At 56.6% G+C, this 15,775-nt stretch carries 12 protein-coding genes; 4 read left to right on the forward strand and 8 right to left on the reverse strand.

The window, feature by feature from the left end; genetic code table 11:
• Window positions 1–25: 25 nt before the first annotated feature.
• From mutS to EDC27_RS11940, 3 genes are read left to right on the forward strand one after another with little or no spacing between them, the layout of a single operon-like run.
• Window positions 26–2,803, forward strand: a complete 2,778-nt coding sequence (mutS, locus tag EDC27_RS11930; protein WP_123290965.1) for a DNA mismatch repair protein MutS — start codon at window positions 26–28, stop codon at window positions 2,801–2,803.
• Complete coding sequence (locus EDC27_RS11935; protein WP_123290834.1) at window positions 2,800–4,629, forward strand: N-acetylmuramoyl-L-alanine amidase; 1,830 nt, start codon at window positions 2,800–2,802, stop codon at window positions 4,627–4,629. The genes mutS and EDC27_RS11935 overlap by 4 nt, the downstream gene beginning before the upstream one ends.
• Window positions 4,626–6,650: a ribonuclease catalytic domain-containing protein gene (locus tag EDC27_RS11940; protein WP_123290835.1), complete on the forward strand. Its 2,025-nt coding sequence runs from the start codon at window positions 4,626–4,628 to the stop codon at window positions 6,648–6,650. The genes EDC27_RS11935 and EDC27_RS11940 overlap by 4 nt, the downstream gene beginning before the upstream one ends.
• Window positions 6,651–6,917: 267 nt before the next feature.
• Here EDC27_RS11940 and prfB read toward each other — a convergent pair.
• The 7 genes from prfB to EDC27_RS11975 all read right to left on the reverse strand — a co-directional run bounded on the left by prfB (window position 6,918) and on the right by EDC27_RS11975 (window position 13,792).
• A protein-coding gene (gene prfB / locus EDC27_RS11945) for a peptide chain release factor 2 (protein WP_123290836.1) occupies window positions 6,918–8,055 on the reverse strand; the annotation gives its coding sequence in 2 pieces (ribosomal slippage) (window positions 6,918–7,976 and window positions 7,978–8,055; 1,137 coding nt in all).
• A 25-nt stretch (window positions 8,056–8,080) separates the two neighbouring features.
• Entirely contained in the window at window positions 8,081–9,682 is a 1,602-nt protein-coding gene (gene lnt, locus EDC27_RS11950) for an apolipoprotein N-acyltransferase (RefSeq protein WP_123290837.1), read from the reverse strand.
• Between the two features lie 17 nt (window positions 9,683–9,699).
• Window positions 9,700–10,572: a hemolysin family protein gene (locus EDC27_RS11955; RefSeq protein ID WP_245994511.1), complete on the reverse strand. Its 873-nt coding sequence runs from the start codon at window positions 10,570–10,572 to the stop codon at window positions 9,700–9,702.
• Window positions 10,573–10,666: 94 nt separating this feature from the next.
• The gene (gene speB, locus EDC27_RS11960) at window positions 10,667–11,581 is read right to left on the reverse strand and encodes an agmatinase (RefSeq protein ID WP_123290838.1); all 915 of its coding nucleotides are present in this window, start codon (window positions 11,579–11,581) and stop codon (window positions 10,667–10,669) included.
• A gap of 6 nt (window positions 11,582–11,587) precedes the next feature.
• Window positions 11,588–12,037, reverse strand: a complete 450-nt coding sequence (speD, locus tag EDC27_RS11965) for an adenosylmethionine decarboxylase (protein WP_123290839.1) — start codon at window positions 12,035–12,037, stop codon at window positions 11,588–11,590.
• A gap of 86 nt (window positions 12,038–12,123) precedes the next feature.
• Window positions 12,124–12,675 (reverse strand): helix-turn-helix domain-containing protein, encoded by a 552-nt coding sequence (locus tag EDC27_RS11970; RefSeq protein WP_123290840.1) that lies wholly within the window; start codon window positions 12,673–12,675, stop codon window positions 12,124–12,126.
• Window positions 12,676–12,817: 142 nt separating this feature from the next.
• Window positions 12,818–13,792 (reverse strand): GGDEF domain-containing response regulator, encoded by a 975-nt coding sequence (locus EDC27_RS11975; protein ID WP_123290841.1) that lies wholly within the window; start codon window positions 13,790–13,792, stop codon window positions 12,818–12,820.
• 135 nt (window positions 13,793–13,927) lie between these two features.
• Between EDC27_RS11975 and EDC27_RS11980 the strand changes: the two genes are divergently transcribed.
• On the forward strand, window positions 13,928–14,773 hold the full coding sequence (locus EDC27_RS11980) for an NAD(+)/NADH kinase (protein ID WP_123290842.1): 846 nt from the start codon (window positions 13,928–13,930) through the stop codon (window positions 14,771–14,773).
• Window positions 14,774–14,781: 8 nt separating this feature from the next.
• Here the strand turns inward: EDC27_RS11980 and EDC27_RS11985 are convergent, their stop codons facing one another.
• Window positions 14,782–15,660, reverse strand: a complete 879-nt coding sequence (locus tag EDC27_RS11985; RefSeq protein ID WP_211334882.1) for a radical SAM protein — start codon at window positions 15,658–15,660, stop codon at window positions 14,782–14,784.
• Window positions 15,661–15,775 lie beyond the last annotated feature (115 nt).

Here is a 15,775-nt window from a genome sequence, read left to right on the forward strand (position 1 = left end):
AGCCTTTCTTCGACTGTGGATGTTCATGAACAAGCTCACCCCCATGATGAAACAGTATCTGGAAATCAAGGCGCAGCATCCTGAGGCCTTGCTACTCTACCGCATGGGGGACTTCTACGAGCTCTTCTTTGACGATGCCGTCACGGCATCACGCCTTCTAGACATTGCCCTCACATCCCGGGACAAGAACGCGGTAAACCCCGTGCCCATGTGCGGCGTTCCTTATCATGCCGCCGAAAGCTACATTGCTCGGCTGGTGCAGGCGGGCCACAAGGTGGCCGTCTGTGACCAGGTGGAAGATCCCAAGAAGGCCAGGGGATTGGTCAAGCGGCAGGTGACGCGCGTCATCACGCCGGGATTGGTGCTGGAAAGCCAGAACCTCTCCGCCAAGGACCCCAATTATCTGGCGGCGGTGGCTCGAAAAGGGGACCGGTACGGTCTGGCCTATGTGGATGTTTCCACAGGGGATTTTCAGGTAGTGGAAGTGGAGGGGCGTGAGGCGCTATGGCGGGAACTTTCGCGGGTGAGCCCCAAAGAGGTTCTCGTGGCTGACGAACACGAAACCACGTGGATGTCTCAGGGAATGTCCGGTGTAGCGTTCACGGTGTTGGATGAATCGGCCTTTGATGCGGCTCGATGCCGGGAGAGGCTGCTGGATCATTTTCGCGTGCATTCCCTGGAAAGCTTTGGCATTAAGGACAATCCTTTGATTATTCGAGCTGCGGGAGCCATTTTGGATTACCTGCGGACCAATCACCTGGACGCCTGCGCACATCTTCAAAAAATCACGCCGTATCAACCCGACGATTACATGGCCTTGGACGAAGCCACTCTTAAGAATTTGGACGTCCTTCAGGCCGCTTCCACTCAGAGTCGCAAGGGTTCGCTGCTGCACGCGCTCGATGAGACCCTAACGCCCATGGGCGCTCGGTTGCTTCAGAAATGGGTGCGCTATCCTTTGGTGGATGTTTCGACCATCGTACAGAGGCAGGACGCCGTCTCCGAACTCCTGGACAAGGGCAGCACGCGGGCGCAGCTTCGGGAAATCTTTGGCAACATGGCCGACATGGAGCGTATTGTCGCTCGCGTGAGTGTGGGAACGGCGGGGCCGAGGGATCTTGCGGCGCTACGCCGATCTATGGACCTGTTGCCGACGGTGAAGGAACATCTTGGAAGTCTGTCGTGCCCATTTTTCTCCGACCTCGCGTCCGATTGGGATTCCCTGGAAGATGTGGCGCAACGCATTGCGCACACTCTGGTGGACGATCCCCCTCATGCCTTGAATTCCGGCGGGGTGATTCGCTCCGGCGTCGATGCGGCGCTGGACCATTACACACGCCTAGCTCTGGATGCCAAGGGTTGGATCGCGGAATATGAAGTGAAGGAACGGGCCCGCACCGGCATCAGTTCCCTGAAGGTTCGCTACAACAAAGTCTTCGGGTATTATATCGAAGTGTCCAAAGCTAATCTGGGTCTGGTGCCGAACGATTACATGCGCCGTCAGACCTTGGTCAATGCGGAACGGTTCATCACCGAAGAGCTCAAGAACTTCGAAGACCAGGTGCTGCATGCGGATGAAAAGCGCCGCGAACTGGAAGGACAGCTCTATGAAGCCCTGCGGAGCTGGGTGGCGCAGCATGCCGAAAGGATTCTCAAGGCGGCTTGGCACATCGCGCATCTGGATGTGGTCGCTTCCCTGGCGGAAACGGCAGGCCGCTGGGGGTACTGTCGGCCAGTGGTGGATGACGGCGGCGTGATCGATATTCGAGAGGGCCGGCATCCCGTGGTGGAACGTTTCTTGCCCGACGGCGCTTTCGTGCCCAATGATGTGCACCTGGATTCTCGAGACCACCAGATTCTCGTGATCACCGGGCCCAACATGGCCGGAAAATCCACCATTCTGCGCCAGACGGCTCTCTTGGTGCTCATGGCCCAAACCGGCTCCTTCATTCCGGCTTCCGAAGCGCGCATCGGCATCGTGGATCGCATCTTCACACGCGTGGGGGCATCCGATGACCTGGCTCGAGGTCGATCCACCTTTATGGTGGAAATGCAGGAGACGGCCAACATTTTGCACCAGGCCACACCACGAAGCCTCATCATTTTGGATGAAATCGGCCGCGGCACGTCCACCTTTGACGGCATGAGTCTGGCCTGGGCCGTGGCGGAATACCTTCACGACCTGCACGGCGTGGGCGTCAAGACGCTGTTTGCCACCCATTATCATGAATTGACGGAGTTGGCGGAACGACTGCCTCGCATTAAGAACTACAACGTGGCCGTCAAAGAATTTGAAAGCGACATTGTCTTCTTTCATCGTCTGGTTCCCGGAGGGACGAACAAGAGTTACGGCATTCATGTGGCGCGGCTGGCCGGGCTTCCCAAGGACGTCATCGTGCGGGCTCAAGAGATCCTAAGCCAACTGGAGGCGGGAAGCCATCGTCCTCCCGAGCGGCTAAAAGATGCGGCGCGCCCGACGCCCCGACGCAAATCCCAAACCGGGTTTCAGATGAGTCTGTTTCCACAGGGCGAAGCCTGGCTTCAGGACGCCATCATGGCTCTAGACCTGGACCGCATGACCCCTCTGGCGGCCCTCAAGACCCTCTACGGACTTCAAGAACAAATCAAAGGGCGCCGTGCTGTAGGGCTGCCCAGAAGCAAAGAGACACAGAATAAAATAAGGTCTTTGAACCAACCAACTTTGACGGACGGGCAGGGCCGAGGTCTCCGATTTCAAAGCGAGAAAGATGCCGCGGTTCTGCGCCATGATGCATCTCAGCGGAGTGGTGGAGAAGCACCGTGAGAAAATGGGCTTTGAGAGCCAAAGGCCTTTGGAGTGTGTTGGTTTTAGCGGGAATTTTAGGCGTGATCGGCCCTTTGGCCCATGGAGCGGCGATACCAGATCTGGAAAGCCGCTACGGCGAAGCGCGCCGACAGTACCAGGGGCTGCTCAGCCGTTTGAAGGATTCTCAAGGGCAAGCGCTCTTTCGAAAAAACATCGAAAGATTTCAGGAGATTCTACGCCAAGATGTCAAGCAGCAGCTGGCCGACCGCTGTCTTTTTATGATTGCCCGCTCCTACCACCACCTTCACGATGCGCTCAGAGCCGAACAAGACTACAAAAAGGCTCTCGCCTATTACAAACAGGTGGCCCTTCGTTTCCCCCAGAGCCCTTTGGCGGATGACGCCCTGTTTCTTTCGGGAATTCTTCTAGAAGCCAGGGAGCCTTCGGAAGCCTATCTGGAATTTTTAAGGGTGTGCGTCCTGTTTCCTCAAGGGGATATGACCACAAGGGCTCGGCAGAAAGCCAAAGCCTTAGCCAAGAGGTTGAGTGGAACGGCTTCCGCGGGCCCTATAGCTCAGTCTGTCGTGGCGGAGGACAGTAAGGAAGAGCCAAAAGCCAACGAAGAGAGCCCGGACAAAGGATTCAAGGCTGCATCGAGTGCCTCCGCGGCGCCTCTGTCCCCGCAAGAACCCAGGGTGAGCGTGGAAAAAATCCGGCATTGGTCTGCAGACGAATACACGCGCGTCGTGATCTATCTCAGTGGTCCTGTGCGTTACGGTCGCAGCGAGCGGCCGGCCGACCCGGAAAGAAATCTACCGCAGCGCATTGTTCTTGAACTGAAACGCTGTGTTGTGGGGCCCGACGTCAACTCCACGGTTCCCATCATGGACGGATTGTTACAAGGTGTTCGCCTCAAAGCTTCTTCTGAGGATAAAACCCAGGTCATTCTGGACCTTCAGTCGGTAGAGTTCTATCGCGTTTTTTCGCTGGCTGATCCGTTCCGCGTGGTTATCGACGTGAAGGGTCAGAAGAAGCGACCGTCCCAAGTTGTCGCGCCGCCCAGCCCGACATCTGCCGCACCGCCTGCCGTCCAGGCCAAACCGATCCTTAAAAAAGGTATGCCCAGCGTTATCGAACAGCTTGGCCTTACGGTTCGACGCATCGTGATCGATCCTGGACACGGCGGCAAAGACAAGGGAGCCATCGGACCCGGCGGCGTCTACGAAAAGGACATCACCCTGGCCGTAGCCAAGGAGCTGAAAAAGATTCTGGAAAAGGAAGGCGGCTATGAAGTGATTCTTACGCGAAACACCGACCGGTACTTAAGCCTGGAAGAACGCACGGCCATCGCCAACACCAAGAAAGCCGATCTTTTCATTTCCATTCACACCAACGCCCACGAAGACCGAAATCTGGGTGGCATCGAAACCTATTTTCTAAATTTTTCCAAGGACAAAGAGTCTGCGCGTTTGGCTGCCCTGGAAAATGCCACCTCAGCCAAGCATATCAGCGACCTGGAGGCTATCTTGAACGAGCTGTTGCACAACACCAAGATCAACGAATCGTCGCGCCTGGCCCGTGAGATTCACCAGGGGATGATGCGCAGTCTGAAAGCACACCGAAACCTGCGTGACCTGGGCGTGAAACAGGCACCCTTTTATGTGCTTTTAGGTGCGCAAATGCCCAGTGTCCTGATCGAAGCCTGCTTTATTTCTAACCCTCAGGAAGAGCAGCTGCTCAAGCAAGCCCAGTTCCAGCGTGCTTTGGCCAAAGCCATCTCCAAAGGGATTCGCTCTTACAGGGACCGCCTTGCTCAAGTCAGCCGTTTAGGGGAAGGCGCATGAGTCCGTTCGAGCTAAGTAAAGTGAGTCCTGGAACGGTTGTGGAATTTTTTGAAGCTAAGGAATTGCTGCTCGGCGTCTGCCTGACCGTCAAGGATCAAAAGCTTCATGTGCTCACGGAAGCCAACCGGGAAATGAGCCTGGTGCTTCGGCGCGTGGTGTCGGCTTCGCCCAACAAATTGAATCCGGCTCAGAGCCGCGACGATCTAGTGCGGGCACTCAAAAGCCTTCGAAACGTGCGCGAGACCCTGGCCGCTCAGGTGAACGTGGCGGAATTGTGGTCGGTTCTGGAAGGCGAATCGGAAGCCTATGGCCCGAAGGATTTGGCCGACCTGGTTTTTGCTTCTGGAGTGACCGATGACCATGTGGCGGCCGTGCAAAGGGCCTTGCTGGCGGACCGATTATACTTTCAGTTCAAAGACGGGCTCTTTGCCGCACGAACAGCGGAACAGGTGGAACGCCGCCGCGAAGAAATGGCTCGGGAAGCGGAAAGGGTGCGTCTCTTGGAGGAGGGCGCTCAGTGGGCGCGTCGAGTGTGGCAGGCAAAGTCGGGGGGGCGACACGACATTGTTGATCCAAAGGTTCTAGAAAAGATCAAGGATTTTGGCATCTTTGGGCAGGAATCAGAAAGCGCTGCTTTTGTTAAGGAACTTTTCGGCCGAGCGGGCATTCCCGTGCAACCTGCCAGTGCCTTTCGCCTGCTGGTGCGCTTGGGTGTGTGGTCCGAAGACGAAAATCTCTATTTGCACCAGCAGGGTTTGAGCCTGGAGTTTCCTGAAAAAGCCCTGGATGCGGCCGAGCGGGCCAAGAAGCTTGCGGAGCGGATTTGGACGGGAGAAGATCGCAGCGACTTTCGATCCCTAGACGTTTTCACCATTGACAGTGCGTCCACACGGGACTTTGACGACGCTTTGAGTTTTCGCCCTTTGGGCCAAGGGCTTTGGGAAGTGGGAGTTCACATTGCCGATGCCGCCCATTTTGTGGACCTTCATGATGTGCTGGACCAAGAGGCCGCCTCACGGGTGACGTCCATCTATCTGCCGGATCGGCGCATTCCCATGCTGCCGTCGGCCTTGTCCGAAGAAGCCTGCAGTTTGTGCCTGGGCAAGGATCGAGCGACCCTGAGCTTTATCATGGAAGTGGATGCGGCGGGACAGATCCATCGATGCTCTATTCGGCCCGGGATCGTTCGAGTGACCCGCCGTTTGACCTATGAGCAGGTGGACGGCTTGGTGGAAACCGAGGAGGCATTCAAGGTTCTGTGGCACTTGAGCGAGCGGCTTCGGGAACAACGCCGAGAAAGAGGGGCCGTGCTCTTGCCGTTGCCGGAAATCCACATCAGCGTCAACGACCACGGCATGATTCAGCTGATTCGGTACGATAAGGAACGCCCCAGCCAGATCATCGTCTCGGAATGGATGATCGCGGCCAACGCTCGCGCCGCCGCGTACCTGGCGGAACACAATGTTCCCGCCATTTATCGGTGCCAGGCGGAATGCCGTCCTGAGACCGATCAAGTGCAAAGCGACTACCCCATTTTTCATATCTACCGGCAGCGCCGTCTCTTTGCGCGGGCCGAGCTGGAAACCAGACCAGGTCCCCACTGCAGCCTGGGCACGAACCCTTACACCACCGTCACGTCTCCCATACGCCGTTACATCGACCTGGTGGTGCAGCGCCAGATCAAAGCCGCCCTTTGCGATGGACGACCCGTCTATGGAGAAGAAGATCTGGAAAAGATACTCACCCATGTGCGGGTTCAGCTAAGCAAGATCGCCTTTGTCCAGCGCAAATGGACCCGGTACTGGATTCTTCGATACCTGGAACAGGAAGACATTCAAACGGTGCACGCCATTGTGCTGGACAAGAACGCCAAATTCGCCTACCTGCTTCTACCCGATTTTCTCTTGGAAGTGCAGGCACCTCTGCCTTCCGACCATCCCGTTGGTGCCGGGGAAATGGTGCGCTTGAAGATCGAGCGCCTGCATCCTCGAGACGACGTGCTGCGCGTGCAGATCGTGTGAGCCCCTCGCGCGCGGCAAGGGCATCAAAGGATCGGGGCCGTCGTGGCGTTTGGGTTTGTGAGCGCGGCGTTTTTTAAGCCTCTGCGCCCGCGGGCTTCGACCTTGGCGGGGAGCGCGATGGCGCGATCTTCCTTTTGGCATGGCAGACGGCCGTGATTCCCTCCCTTAGAAAGACGGCGCCCAGAGCGTTCCAGCTCAGACACATTGCCCGCCCCAAGGAAAGAGGGCACGGCGGCGTTTGTTGAAGCGCCTGCCCTGCTGAAGGACTTAGGACGAGGCGGCGGGTGTGGGGGATTGCGCTTGAAGCTCATGGAAGAGAAAGGCTTCCACGAAATCGTCCAGATCGCCATCCAGAACACTGTCCACATGACCTTTTTCCACCTGAGTTCGGTGGTCTTTGACCAGGCGGTAAGGCTGCAGCACATAAGAGCGAATCTGATTTCCCCAGGCGATTTCATCCAGGTTGTCGTGCAGCTCCTGCATTTCCGCTTGCTTTTTCTGCATTTCCCTTTCGTAAAGCCGAGCCCTTAGCACCTTCATGGCGATGTCACGGTTTCGATGCTGGGAGCGTTCGTTCTGGCACTGGACCACGATGCCGGTGGGAAGGTGCGTGATGCGCACGGCCGAGCTGGTCTTGTTAACGTGCTGGCCCCCCGCGCCGCTGGAACGAAAGGTTTCCACCTGAAGGTCCGAAGGCTTGATGTCGATGACGATGGAATCGTCCACCTCCGGATACACACATACGGCGGCAAAGGATGTGTGGCGGCGTCCGCTGGCATCAAAGGGGGAAATCCTCACCAAGCGATGCACGCCGGATTCTCCTTTGAGCAACCCGTAGGCGTAAGGGCCGTTGACCGTGAAGGTGGCGCTCTTAATGCCCGCTTCTTCACCTTCCAAAAGATCCACCACTTCCGTTTGAAACCCGCGGCGTTCACACCAGCGCAAATACATGCGAAGAAGCATTTCCGCCCAATCCTGGGCTTCCGTACCGCCAGCCCCCGCATTGATGCTCACGATGGCGTTGCGCACATCGTTTTCTCCGGCCAACATCTGACGCACTTCCAAGGCCTTGATCTTTTTTCGGATTTCCTTGACCTTGCGGGCCACGTCGTGGATTGTGTCGCCGTCGCCTTCTTCAAGGGCCAAATCGAGAAGCAGCTCGTTGTCTTCCAGTTCGCTTTTCAAACCGTCGAAGTCCACAATGATTTCCGAAAGCTGGGCTCTTTCCTTGAGCACGGTCTTGGACTTCTCGGGGTCATCCCAAAAATCCTGCCGAGCCATCACGCGATCCAGTTCCTGAAGCCGCTGGCGTTTTCCCGCAATGTCAAAGATAGCCTCCCAGCGTGTCCACCCTTTGGTGCAGCTCTTTTAGTGTACTTCGCAGTTCTGTGGTTTCGATGACCATGATGTCTTCCTCCTTACAGACCGTCTTACAACGGCATCTTTTTCTTGAACCATACCATACCGGACGGCGGCTTCCCAAGAAAATGGCAAGAGGGGTTTTTGAAGAGGCGGCGCCGTCGAGCCTGCTCCCCATACACGACACACAGCAGTGCCGTCAAGGTGCAGCCCCAGGCAAAAACATCCCCGTAACGCACATAGAAAGAAGGCGTATTCGATCCGACAAAAACGGTGGCTTTGGTGGTGGCGGCCACGTTCAGGGGCAAGGACGTCAGGGTTTTCCCCGTAGGATCAAAAATGGCGCTGATTCCCGTGTTGGCGCAGCGCACCAGAGGCACGCGGTTTTCCACGGCACGCCAACGAGCGATGTCCAGATGCTGATATGGGGCGGCAGTGCGGCCGAACCAGGCGTCGTTGGTCAGATTCACAAGCACTCGAGCGCCATGGCGCACGGCATCCCGAGCCAATTCCGGAAAGATGGCTTCGTAGCAGATGAGAAGCCCAAGAAAGGTGTCCTTAAAAGGAAACACCGATGGGCCCCTTCCAGGAACGAAATCCCCGGCGGCGGCCACGAGTTTTTCCACAAAGAAGAGTACGCGCTTCAGGGGCACGTATTCTCCAAAAGGCACCAGATGACGTTTGGCATAGAAAGCCACGATGCCCTGGTCGTGATGGAGCAGCACGGCGCGGTTTTGCAATCGCGGGGATGCGCCATCGGGAATGACCCAGGGAATGCCCAACAGGATGGGAACCTGGACGGAAGCCGCAATGTCATGAAGCCTTCGCGTGGGTGTGTCTTCGTAGCCGTAGAAAAAGGGGGCCGCCGTTTCAGGCCACACCAAAAGGTCCACGGGCTTTTCCTCTAGAGCCGCCTGGGAAAGATTCCAATAAATGTTCAGCGTCGCCTCTTGATATTCCGGGTCCCATTTGACGGACTGGTCGATGTTACCTTGAATCAAGGCCACATGTAGGGGGTGCGCGGCGTTCTGATGGGGATTTTCAAAGGATTTTTCGCGCCACAGGCCGTAGGCCACAAAGAGCGCGGCGCATAGAGCAGCGGCGCACACGTGGCGGAGGCCAACGCGCCCTTTCACAAGTCTTGCGAGCACAGTGTTGCCGAGGACCACTAGCCAGCCCACGCCGTAGACACCGGCCAGATCGGCCGTTTGCACAAGAGGGGTCACCGTCGTTTGCGTGTAACCCACATTGGTCCAGGGAAAACCCGTCAGCAGATGGGCGCGGCCCCATTCCAGGGCAATCCAAAGGCACGGCAGTCCCCAGATGGCCAGCCCTTGAGACCCTTGCCAGCGCTGAGCCACGGCAAAAAAGATGGCAGGGTAAAGGGCGAGATAGGCGCACAAAAGACACAGCACCGCCGCGGCCACGGTCAAGGGCAGGTTGCCATAGTGGGTCACCACATAGGTGATCCAGGAAAGCGTTGTCAGGTGATGGATAAACCCTGCGAGAAAACCCAGGGAAAATGCCGTGCCAAGGGAGAGCTTAGCCACGTGGACCAGAAGGGGAACCAGAGCGATCCAGCCGGCGGGGGCATAATGCCATAAAGGAAAGCCTGCGGTAAGCAGCAGGCCCGTGGCGCAAGCGGCCGTCCAGGGGGAGGTGAGCAGGCCCATCAAGGAAGGGATTCCTCTCAATGGGAGGATTCCGATTCCGCCGAAGCATTTTCCAGAACACCTTGTAGGCGGCGGATGCGAACCTTTTGCACCTTGCGGCTGTCGGCGGCTTCCACGATCATTTCCACATTCTTGAAGACCACCTTTTCGCGCACGGCGGGGACTCTACCCAGCCGGCTAATAATAAAGCCTCCAACGGATTCAAACTTGCCCTCGGGAAACTGCATGTCTAAATAATCCTCAAGCTCTTCCACATCAAGCCGAGCATCCACCAGAATGGAGCCGTCTTCTTGTTCCACCAGCCAATTTTCCTCCGCGTCGTACTCATCCATAATGTCGCCGATGATTTCCTCGATGATGTCTTCCATGGTGAGGACGCCCGCGGTGCCGCCGTATTCGTCGATGACGATGGCCATGTGGGACTTGCGGTGCCGAAGATCTCGCAGCACTTCGCTGATTTTCTTGGATTCGGGAATGAAATAGGGCGCTCGAAGAATCTCTCGCAGATCCAGGTCCGTCTTGCCCCAGTGCTGCAACAGATCCTTGGCATGCAAGATGCCGATGATGTTGTCGATGGAATTCTGGTAGATGGGAATGCGCGAGTGGCCCGATTCCACAATGTGGGCGATGAGAGATTCCACGGTGGATTCCTGGGGCGCGGCGACGGTATCAGTGCGAGGCACCATGATCTCGCGAGCCACCGTGTCCCGAAAAGAAAAGATCCCTTGGATCATTTCCCCTTCGTCTTCAGAGATGAGCCCGCGCTCTTCGCCCTCATCAATGAGCTGCTGGATCTGCTTCTCCAGATCCTTGGGTTTGTCGATCCGCGAGAGGCGGCGCAGAGCCTTTTTCAGCCAGCGCGCCAGGCCTTTGGCAGATTCCTCTTCCAAATCGTTCCCTCAATCTTGCGACGAGGCCACGACAGCCGAAGCCCTTGAAGGACCGGCAGCCGCCCATGATCCTACAAAAATCTAACAAGCTCCGTCAAACCTTGTCTACAAAAATATGGGCGAGAATCTTGTGAACAAGGCGTGCAGCAAGAAAATCGGGGGCGACCATGCCCGGAATGGGGCACAGTTCCATGACATCGAAGCCCACCACACGCCTTTGGGCTGTCACGGCTCGAATCACAGACATGAGGTCGTACCAGCCCAGGCCTCCCGGCTCCGGGGTGCCGACGGCCGGCATAATGGACGGATCCAAGACATCCAAATCGATGGTCACATATACCCAAGGGCCCAGGGCATCCACAATTTGGGACACTGCATTGGAGTCCCGAATCACTGGTTCGGCGAAAAAGGCCGGAATTCTCTTGTGCCGAATTAGGTCGTGTTCTTCCCGGGTCATGGAACGCAGACCCACCTGAACCACATCGGCCATGTTCAACACATGGCGCATGACACAGGCGTTGCTGAACGAAGTTTCTTGGTAGGATTCTCGAAGATCTGGATGCGCGTCCAGATGCAAAACCGTCAAAGGGCCAAAGTGTTCGCAGGCCGCCCGAATCATGCCCAGCGACATGAGGTGTTCGCCGCCAAGCAGCACCGGAATCTTTTCCGCCTTAAACAGGGCCGCGGCCACCGCTCGCACTCTTTCAACCATGTCTCGAGGAGAAGCGGCCGTCACTCGAAGTTCTCCAAGTGTGGCGATGCCGTGCCGGTAAGGTTCCGTGCCGGTGTCCTCTTCGTAGCACTCCAGTTCTCGCGACGCCGCCAGGATGGCTCGAGGCCCCTCGCGCGTGCCGGATCGAAAGGTTGTGGTCCCATCGTAGGGCGCTGCGACAATTACCGCTCGCGCCGCCTCCACAGAGGCGCTGTATTCGGGCAAGCCCAGAAAAGACAAACAGGGACCGAGGTACTGCATCACCTCGGTCCCCAGTACGTGTGTCGCTCTCTTCATGAATGATCAGCGCCTTCGGTGGCGCAGCATGCGGTCCATGCGCACCACCTGCGTGGAATCTTCAATGGTGTTGGGAAATTCCTGTCCCCGATCCAACACGTTGATCTCGCATTTTTGAATGCGAAACCGTTCCTTGACAACCGCCACCGCTTTGTCAGTATCGAAAGGCTTGCAGGAAAACATGTCCAAGCTGAGATACCTCTTTTCGGGGAAGGTATGAATGCTGATATGGCTTTCCGCAATGAGCACAAAGCCGGAAATGCCCCAATCCTCAGGGACCGCCCCATTGTATCGAAAGACATACGGGGGCATGATCTTGGTCATTTCCATCTCTTGAGGATACTCGTCCAAGAAGTTGTAAATCACATTGATGTCCTGCAAAACTTCAGGATCGCATCCGTAGCCGTCCAGCATCAGATGGACCCCAAAGCCGAATTCCGGTTTTTTCATGTTCATCTCTGGCACCTCCCGACCATTCGATGGATCGACCCGAAAGCTCAAAGCTGCCGGTGACGGCCTCCCTGAATCATGCCTCGGAAAGCTCAAAACCGGGACTGGCTCACCACCCACAACAGATGCGCTTCCCCCCGGCCGGAATTTTCCACCCAATGCCGCGTCGAACTCTTGAAGTAAAAACAATCGCCCACGTTGAGCCGATGGGGCTTGTTGTCAAACCATAGCGTGACCGATCCCTTGATAACAAAGCCGAACTCTTCCCCCTCATGAGGGGAATGTTCCACGGTTCGGCCCCCTTTTTGCATCTGCACGATCACCGGGTCCATGATTCGACCCAAGGCCTTCGGCAGCAGAAAATAAATGGCGCACTCCTCCGTCGATTCGGAACTGAGCACGCGCGCTCTTTTGCGAGCCACCACCGTCGGGCTCGGCATGTCCTGAAAAAACTCGGCCAAATCCACTCCCAGCACGTCCAAAATGCTTTTCAAGGTGGCGATGGACGGGGAGGTCAGATCCCGTTCCAGCTGGGAAATGAATCCCTTGGTCAAATAGGCCCGATTGGCCAGTTCCTCCTGGGTCAGGCCGTTTTCCATACGAAGCCGTCGGAGCTTGTCTCCGATCCTGAGGCCGTCCTCCATGGTTTACCTATATTAAACAGAAAGTTTAAAAAAGCGCGCTTTGTATAAGGGCCTGGACCAGCAATGTCAAGAAAAAATTCACGGCTTTTGGGAGAGCGCCTTTGGCGTTGTTTGGGAGGCTGAGCGGACTAAAAGGCGGCCCTTAGCGAACGGATTGAAGCGATTCGGGACAAGAGACGCCAAAGGCTTCCAATGAACCGTTGGTGTCTCCTTCCAGGCACAGACGGTTGCCGCCCAATTCCTTCTTGGCGCGATACTGGGCCATGTCGGCCCTTTGAATCATATCCTCGATGCTTCTTTCCACATTGCCATCCAGGTATCGGAACTGGGCGGCCCCGATGGACAAGCTGGTAGGCGTGGCATCCAAGGCGGCGTAGCGCTTCTGAATGCGCTCCACCACCATGCGGACTTGGTCGGCGTTGAGGTGTGGCAGCACCACGGTGAATTCGTCCCCGCCGTAACGGAAAGCCGAATCCACATGCTCACGAATGGACTGCTGTAATATGGCTCCCAACTCTACCAGCAGCAAATCTCCTGCCTGATGGCCTTCTTTATCGTTGTATTGCTTGAACAAATCAATATCGATAAAAAGCAGAAAGAGCGAATGGCCGTAACGCACTGCACGGACCGCTTCCTGAAGCAAAATGGTGCGAAAATGACGCCGGTTAAAGAGCCCTGTCAGGGGATCTCGAATGGCCAACTCTTCCAGTTGGCTGCGCAAATACCGTTCGCGCAGCAGCCGTCGAATCTTGGCTTCCAGCTTGTCCAGCCCAAAAGGCTTGGTGATGAAGTCCGCCGCTCCGGCTCGAATCACATCCACGTATTTATACCTTGTGGCATGTCCCGTGATGGCGATGGAGTCTGTGTGGGGATAGTGTTGTCTTATGTGGTGTATGAGTTCCATGCCGTCCATGCGGGGCATGTCCATATCGGTGATGACGATGTCATAGGTGTTGGTTTTGAGCTTTTCGCAGGCGTCTAGGCCGTCGGCGGCCAGATCCACCTGGTGGCCGATGTAACTCAAACTTTCCGAGACCAACTCCCGCACGCTCACTTCATCATCCACGACGAGAATGCGCTGCGGGCCGAAATGTTCTTCTCGAAAGGGCGTTGTCATGTGCCGTTTTTCCCAAGAATCGTTTGCGCAGAATGAGGAAATACAATACGGTGTCTTGATCTTTTTGGCAATGGGTTTTCGGAACGGTTTTCAGGGAAAAGAGTTCCCTGCGAACGGCAACGAGGCTAGTGAAGCATGGAACGTCTCTTGATTATCTATAAAAAGGGTCGAAACGACGCCGCGGTGCTCGCTCAGGAACTGGTGGCCTGGCTTAACGCCAAAGGCTACGCCGCAAAGGCGCGAGAAAACCTTTCAGACACGAAAACCCTTACGCCGCCGCCACCTTTGCCCATGGATGCCGATGCCGTGGTGGTTCTTGGCGGCGACGGCACCTTACTCAGCGTGGCCCGCCAGGTGGCGGACCGGGACATCCCCATCGTGGGGGTGAACCTAGGCGGGTTGGGTTTTCTCACGGAAATCAGTCGAGAGCACTGTTTTCAGGACTTGGACCGCGTGTTGTCCGGAGCCTACGACATTGAAGAGCGCATGCGGCTCCGCGTAGCCTTGGAGCGTCAGGGTCGAGAGGTTTTTGTCCAGACGGTTTTGAACGATGCGGTGATCAACAAGGGAGCTCTGGCCCGCATCGTGGACCTGGACACCCATATCGACGGCCGCTACCTCACCCACTACCGAGCCGACGGCCTCATTGTGGCCACGCCTACGGGTTCCACGGCCTACAACCTTTCAGCCGGAGGGCCCATTGTCTATCCCACCGCGCAAGCGGTCATTTTGACACCCATCTGCCCTTTTGCCCTAAGCAATCGCCCTATTATTCTGCCGGCTTCCTCTCGTATTCAGGTCCAGCTGGACGACAAAGCTCAAGACGTGACCTTGACCTGCGACGGTCAGGTGGGCCAGCGCCTGGCCCCCAACGACACCATTGCCGTGGTCATGTCCCCCCATAGCCTCAAACTCATCAAACCCGCCAGCACCGACTACTTTGACATTCTGCGCACCAAACTCAAATGGGGCCAGACCTGAAGGGTGACTCACAGAGCCCGCATCCATTCAGGTCTGAGCGGCACCTGTTGGTTTATGGCGGCATCGATCATCGCCAGGCCCTTTGCTTTGTCCGTAGGCATTTTGACTTTAATGGGCAAGTAATTGGACGCGTGGTTGGACATAAACAAGCCCCGGGACATGTGCGTGTGGGCCAGCATCTCGCGCAGTTCGGCCAGCAGTTCCAGGGGCGTGAGCGGCGAAAAGGTTCCGCGACGCACCTGATCTCCCAGTTCCGTGTTGGGCAGCACCATCAAGGTCAGGGCGCCCACATAATGTGGATCCATGGCCGTGAGCAGGGATCCTGTGGCTTGCGCATGCGCCAGAGATTGCTCCCGACCCGCAATACCCAAAAGGACGGTGACCGACAACTTCAGACCGGCTTCGCGAACCCTTTGACCCGCTTCGATCAATCTCTCCCGCGAAACCCCCTTGCGGATGGCGCGTAAGGTTTCCGGGTGGCCGGTTTCCACGCCCAGATAAACGATCCCCAGACCCAGATCTCTCAGTTCCGCCAGTTCCTGAGGGGTCTTGCGCAGAATGCTCTTGGCGTTGCCGTACAGGCCTACTCTTTGAATCCACGGCATAGCCCGGCGGATTTTTTGTAAAATGTCGACAAGTCTGGGCTGCGGCACGATGAGAGCGTCGCCGTCGGTGAGGAACACGCGGCGCAGGAAAGGAAAATGCCTCGCCGCATAGGCGATGTCCTGGTCAATGATGTCCTGGTCCTTGATGCGAAAACGCACGCCTTTGTACGTGCCACAGAATGTGCACTTGTTATGGCTGCACCCGATGGTGACCTGCAAAAGAATGCTGTCCGCTTCACTGGGTGGCCGAATGATCATGCCTTCGTAATGCATGCCGTCCATCTGTGCGCGTCTCCACCCTTGCATGTTTTGCCGAAACGGCGCGTCAAAGACGCCTCATTCGGCCTTTGAGATTTGCAAACGATTCCTCTATAGTGAGCCGCTCAGAAATTTTCAA

Origin of the sequence: Desulfosoma caldarium (assembly GCF_003751385.1) — a bacterium.
GTDB lineage: Bacteria > Desulfobacterota > Syntrophobacteria > Syntrophobacterales > DSM-9756 > Desulfosoma > Desulfosoma caldarium.